The organism is Acinetobacter sp. SM1B, from assembly GCF_003289665.1.
In the GTDB taxonomy this organism is placed as follows: Bacteria; Pseudomonadota; Gammaproteobacteria; order Pseudomonadales; family Moraxellaceae; genus Acinetobacter; species Acinetobacter schindleri.
Window position 1 is genome coordinate 1 of the sequence record NZ_QMBM01000013.1, and the last position, 5,908, is coordinate 5,908.

Annotated in this window: 4 protein-coding genes and 1 pseudogene; 3 read left to right on the top strand and 2 right to left on the bottom strand. The window is 40.0% G+C overall.

Annotated elements, in window-relative coordinates:
* Nucleotides 1–262 precede the first annotated feature (262 nt).
* Nucleotides 263–442 (top strand): hypothetical protein, encoded by a 180-nt coding sequence (locus C8322_RS14080; RefSeq protein ID WP_004810533.1) that lies wholly within the window; start codon nucleotides 263–265, stop codon nucleotides 440–442.
* 67 nt (nucleotides 443–509) lie between these two features.
* Here the strand turns inward: C8322_RS14080 and C8322_RS14085 are convergent, their stop codons facing one another.
* Together C8322_RS14085 and C8322_RS14090 are read right to left on the bottom strand one after the other, a co-directional pair.
* Nucleotides 510–1,961 carry a sensor domain-containing diguanylate cyclase gene (locus C8322_RS14085; protein WP_008304888.1) on the bottom strand — a complete coding sequence of 484 codons (1,452 nt, stop codon included), beginning with the start codon at nucleotides 1,959–1,961 and terminating at the stop codon, nucleotides 510–512.
* 186 nt (nucleotides 1,962–2,147) lie between these two features.
* Nucleotides 2,148–2,936 (bottom strand): hypothetical protein, encoded by a 789-nt coding sequence (locus C8322_RS14090; protein ID WP_004893982.1) that lies wholly within the window; start codon nucleotides 2,934–2,936, stop codon nucleotides 2,148–2,150.
* Between the two features lie 384 nt (nucleotides 2,937–3,320).
* Between C8322_RS14090 and uvrB the strand changes: the two genes are divergently transcribed.
* Both uvrB and C8322_RS14100 read left to right on the top strand, forming a co-directional pair.
* Nucleotides 3,321–5,342 (top strand): excinuclease ABC subunit UvrB, encoded by a 2,022-nt coding sequence (gene uvrB, locus C8322_RS14095; RefSeq protein WP_111810823.1) that lies wholly within the window; start codon nucleotides 3,321–3,323, stop codon nucleotides 5,340–5,342.
* Between the two features lie 152 nt (nucleotides 5,343–5,494).
* Nucleotides 5,495–5,860: pseudogene (locus C8322_RS14100) on the top strand (lipocalin family protein); the annotation flags it as partial.
* Nucleotides 5,861–5,908: the final 48 nt, after the last annotated feature.

Here is a 5,908-nt window from a genome sequence, read left to right on the forward strand (position 1 = left end):
GCAGAACCCTGATAGGATAAGGGTTCTGTGAAATTTGTCGTGTACAGAGGTTATAAGTTCAATTTAGATAATTATAGAGTATTTACTCTACTCTAAAATTGCTTAAATTAAGATAAATGGAATACTTGAGACGTTGTTTTTTTAATCAAAAAATGGTAGCAACATTAGATGAAACATCGTTTGATAACACAATAAAAAGACTTGTTTTTACATCTCGCTCTTTTTTTTGTACAATAGACTGAGTTATTATTGAGTCAAGCTGATGAGCTCCCCAAATACTCCCAAGAAAAAGCCTTTAGTTAATTTGCCGTTTCCATTGAAGCAAGCTGATCAAGGTGCAACAGATGAGATCTTAGAGGATCTTCGTCCCAAGCCACAACGTTATGCTGATCGAACCTGGATGCCACCACGTGGCACCCGTCGTTCAATGGGAAAACGATAAGTTTTCTAATAAAAAAGCCATGGTTTGACCATGGCTTTTTTATTTATTGCTATTTAAATCATTTAACTTACTGAGAAGCTGGCATTCTGCGGTCATTATTTTGATAATGACTTCTTTTCTGATGATACATATCTTGATCGGCACGTTTTAGCATGTCTTCAAGACGCTCATCTGCATAGCTGGTTGCATGTCCGATCGATAGGCTGATTGGCTGATGTGAGTAAAACTGGTTATCAACCACTAAAAGTTCATGCAAACTATTGAGACAATTTTGCAAAGCAGTTTGATCCGCACCAGGTAAAAGAACGACAAATTCATCTCCACCAATTCGAGAGGCAGAATAGGGCGTATGTTGAATAAGTTGATTCAGGATGTTACCTACGCGACGTAACTGATTGTCTCCAGCATCGTGTCCAAGGCAGTCATTTAATTCTTTGAGTCCATTGAGATCCATAAAAATACAGGATACTGGACGCAGTAAATTACGTTCTAGACGGTTCAGTTCCTGCATGTAAAATGAACGGTTACATAGCTGAGTCAAGACATCATGTCTGCCTAAATATTCCAGATAATGTTCAGCTTTTTTACGTGCGGTAATATCTGTCAGGGCAATTTGAACAATACTCCAGTCATGGAGATAATCAGGAAATACGGTAAATTGAAGCAGGACATGACGGATACTCCCATCCAGTGCATAGTTTACGGCTTCACGCTGATGATGCAGATTACCATTCCAAAGCTCAATAAGTTGTTCTTTAAAGGTCTGTACCATTTCTTTAGCAAAGACTTTATGTACATTCTTTAATAGAGCATCTTTGGTTGAGGCGCCGAACAGATCGAGAGTGGCCTGATTGACATCAATGATTCTAATCTCTCTAATGCATTCATAAATAAAATCATGATGTACATCCAGAAAAGTCTGAAAATCTTCAATTCCTAAATCACGTAAATGATCTAGTTTAATTTTAATATGGCTAAAATCCTCGATCCATAATGAAGCCGGTGAATAAATAAAACGAGCTTCAGCCAGATGGCGATTTTGTTCTTCTAAACGACGAGCTTGTGTATAAGCAGTGATGTCTTCAGTAGTAATCAAGAGTAGGGAGAGATCATGCTCATGTTGTGGCAGGACAATTCCTTTCAGCTGAATATCCAGACGCTGACCAGTCAAGGTATAGTTTACTGCTAAATGGGAAAATTGGGTGTCTCCATTCCATAGAGCGACGAGTTCCTGGATGTGGGATTTGCTCATATCCTCTTTGAACACAAGATCCAAATTTTGACTTAGATGGTTAAAGTCATCTGCCTGATAAAGCTCTAGTGTTTTAGGATTGACCTTAAGCAGTTTAATTTTTTTCGCACATTTTAAAATACGTGATTCGTCTTCTTGCAAAAAAGTGAGTAAATCCTGCACCCCTTGAGCACGCCAGAGATCAAATTGTTTTTTTACTTCACTAAAATCTTCAAGCCACATGGCAATAGGAGATAATTCAAAAATTGGAGAATCCAGCATGTTCATTCAAGCAGCTCAATTTTATTATTTAATTTAATGAGGCAAGTATAAGACCAAAAAAATGATTTTAGAATAATGTGATAATTAAATATTTATCTTGAAATTGAATGCTATTTTTATTAGATCACCTTTTATATTTCACAATAAAAAAGCCAATTCAGGAATTGGCTTTGATTGATACTAAGTCTGAAATTAGAGAAGGCTTCTACGTGCTTTATTTTCAGGCTTTGGTGGCGCAATTTCACGCTTACCATGCCAGACATCTGAAAAATCCTGTTCATTAATATTATACAGTTCAAGCAGTGCCAGAATCACACCACCAAAGACCATAGGACCTTCAGAATTGTTCTGGAAATCGAAAACCTTGCCATTCAAATTATGCAAAATGTCCTGAATCTCAAAAACACGATCACGGCCATTACTATCTGTTGGATACATCTGGGTATTCAGTAAAATTTTAGCCAGGCTTTTTTCACTATCGGTCACTGCAAGCACTTCGATCAGTTCATCGGTGGGGTCAGCAAAAATGATAGAGTCACGGAAAATGGTTTTAAGGAATTTTTCATTCAATTTCGGAAGCGGTTTTTCTACAAACGGGCGAAAAGATTGCGGGAAAATCACATTATGTGAAATCCCCTTAAACATAGGCGCAATTTCTTCTACTTTATAACCTGCAATGCCGCAGCCGACCGAGGTCAGGAAATACTTATTTTTCGGATGATTCTTGGTATAAATTTTAAAGTCATCGATATAATGCTGAATCTGTGACAACGGCATTTGTTGCAAATGCTCATTCATTGTAGGAATAGCATAGCTTTGACCAGACCAGCCACGACCAACCCCTTCTACAGCACCAAAGTGCTCAAGCGCTGTTCTTGCGGCACCGCCTGCATGCAGCCCTGCCATATTGCTGCCAAATACAAATACAGTATTTTCTGGCAAGGATTTGACGATACTTTCATCATGGTATTGGTAAGTCATGGCTTTTGATTCGATATCCTTATTGGTTTCATGTTGCCTTTGAAATGGCTAGGGGTCAAGGCAAATTACGTCTATAAGAAAGCAAAAGTCTCAAGAGAAATTAGAACTTTATGTAACTGAATTTTGGCTATCTTCATAGAGATGTTTAAAGTGCCACTTGTTTGAGTTCTTAAAGATTATTATCTAATTTTTAAATAAATATTCTTGAAATTTAATAAAATATTTAAGGCAGATAAGATGAGATGGAACTGTTTTGTAATCATTCTATTAAGTTACTTATAGACTTCAATTTTTACCAAATAGACACCTGTTTAGGCATTGAGTAATTCAGATTTAACCCCATAATTAGAGCAACAAAATATTGCCAGTGAATTGCCGCCAATTATGTCTGATAAAACCCCTTTCGATTTAGTGACCAGCTATCAACCTGCTGGCGATCAGCCACAAGCCATTGAAAAACTGGTTCAGGGAATTGAGCGGGGCTATAAGAATCAACTATTGCTAGGCGTAACAGGGTCGGGTAAGACTTACACTATGGCCAATGTGATTGCGCGGACACAACGCCCGACCATTGTCATGGCACATAACAAAACCTTGGCAGCTCAGCTCTATGGCGAATTTAAGGCATTCTTCCCGAATAATGCGGTGGAATATTTCGTTAGTTACTATGATTATTATCAGCCTGAAGCCTATGTGCCATCTTCTGATACTTTTATCGAGAAAGATTCAGCAATTAATGATCATATTGACCAGATGCGGTTGTCCGCAACACGTGCTTTATTAGAACGCCGTGATGCCATTATTGTTGCTTCAGTTTCTGCAATCTACGGTTTGGGTGATCCGAATGCCTACATGAGCATGTTGCTGCATGTGGTGGAAGGGGATCGTATTGGTCGTGATGACATTATTCGCCGTCTGGTCGAGATGCAATATACCCGCAATGAACTGGAGTTCCTGCGTGGTACCTATCGTATTCGCGGTGAAATTATTGATATTTTCCCTGCCGAATCGGATCAGAATGCGATCCGTATCGAACTGTTTGATGATGAGGTAGATTCGATCCGCTGGTTTGATCCATTGACTGGCAAAATGATCCGCAAAGTACCGCGTGTGACAATTTATCCAAAAAGTCATTATGTTACACCAAAGGATAATCTGACCCGTGCAATTGAAACCATCCGGGAAGAGCTGAAAGAGCGCCTGGTGTTTTTCCGTGAAAATGACAAATTATTGGAAGCACAGCGTATCGAACAGCGTACCCGTTATGATCTGGAAATGATGCAGCAGCTGGGCTATACCAATGGCATCGAAAACTATTCACGTCATTTATCTGGCCGTCCCTCAGGTGAAGCACCGCCAACACTGTTTGATTATGTACCTGATGATGCCTTGCTGATTATTGATGAATCACATGTAACCGTTCCACAGATTGGTGCGATGTATAAGGGCGACCGCTCACGTAAGGAAAATCTGGTGAATTATGGTTTCCGTTTGCCGAGTGCACTGGATAACCGTCCAATGAAATTTGAGGAATGGGAGCGTATTGTTCCAACCACGGTTTATGTCAGTGCAACGCCAGCACGATATGAACTGGAAAAGTCAGAACAGATTGTAGAGCAGGTGGTGCGTCCGACAGGATTGGTGGATCCTGAAATTGAAATCCGTCCAGTGCTGACCCAGGTCGATGATGTATTGTCCGAAATCAATATCCGCAAAGATCTGAATGAACGTGTACTGGTGACGACATTAACCAAACGTATGGCAGAAGACCTGACTTCATATTTGAAAGAATATGGCGTAAAGGTAGCCTACTTGCATTCAGATATCGATACTGTAGAGCGGGTAAAAATTATTCATGAATTGCGTACCGGTATTTACGATGTGCTGGTCGGGATTAACCTGTTACGTGAAGGTCTGGATATGCCAGAAGTGTCCTTGGTTGCGATTCTGGATGCAGATAAAGAAGGTTTCCTGCGTTCCGAACGTTCCCTGATTCAGACCATTGGTCGTGCTGCACGTAACTTGAAAGGTAAAGCAATTCTTTATGCGGACCGGATTACGGACTCCATGCAAAAAGCAATTGACGAAACGGATCGTCGTCGTACCAAACAGATTCAGTTTAATGAAGAGCATGGCATTGTCCCACGCAGTGCCGTACGTCAGGTGATCAAGGAAATCGACACTGGTGAGGTGCTCGATGATGATCAGATTGATGAACGTATTTCAAATCAGGCTAAAGCTTTAAGTGCTGATGAGCGGCATCTGCTGGCAGATCCGAAACTGTTTGCAAAGCATATGACTAAGCTTGAAAAAGAGATGCTGAAAGCTTCTAAAGAACTGCAGTTTGAACAGGCAGCGCGTTTGCGTGATGAAATTCTGCGCTTGAAGGCTCAGATGCTGAGTTAAGCATCTGATCTGCCTATGATTAGTTGTGCAAAACTAATCATAAATCTTACATATCGATACACAATCATTCACACGATGACGTTATTGTTGTTACAGATAAAATTTTACAAAAACATGTGGTTCACTCATCTGTGTGAATGAAAGGATACTTTATGACAACTAAGAATTTTTCTCAGGCAAGTCTAAAAATTGCCAAAATTGCGGTTGGTAGTGCTGTTCTTCTGGGTTTGGGCGCTACGACCATGGCATATGCGCAAAAAGAGTCATTACCGACCGTGGAAAAAGTTGAACTGGACCGTTATTTGGGTACATGGTACGAAGTGGCGCGTAAGCCTTTATATTTTCAGAATAAATGTGACCGTGATGTCACAGCAACGTATACTTTGAATGAAAATGGCAATATCGTGGTTGATAACCGCTGTATTAAAAAAGATGGTGAACAAACCCAGTCAGTGGGTGAGGCATTTGTGCAAAATCCACCCCAAAATACCAAATTAAAAGTCAGTTTCTTGCCAGACTTGGCAGAGTAAAACTTGAAGTGCGACATAAACCACCTAATTAATTTA

Bases quoted from the DNA above. Each gene is read 5' to 3' on its own strand.
- C8322_RS14080 (WP_004810533.1), top strand. From the start codon at position 263: ATGAGCTCCCCAAATACTCCCAAGAAAAAGCCTTTAGTTAATTTGCCG.
- C8322_RS14085 (WP_008304888.1), bottom strand. From the start codon at position 1,961: ATGAACATGCTGGATTCTCCAATTTTTGAATTATCTCCTATTGCCATG.
- C8322_RS14090 (WP_004893982.1), bottom strand. From the start codon at position 2,936: ATGACTTACCAATACCATGATGAAAGTATCGTCAAATCCTTGCCAGAA.
- uvrB (WP_111810823.1), top strand. From the start codon at position 3,321: ATGTCTGATAAAACCCCTTTCGATTTAGTGACCAGCTATCAACCTGCT.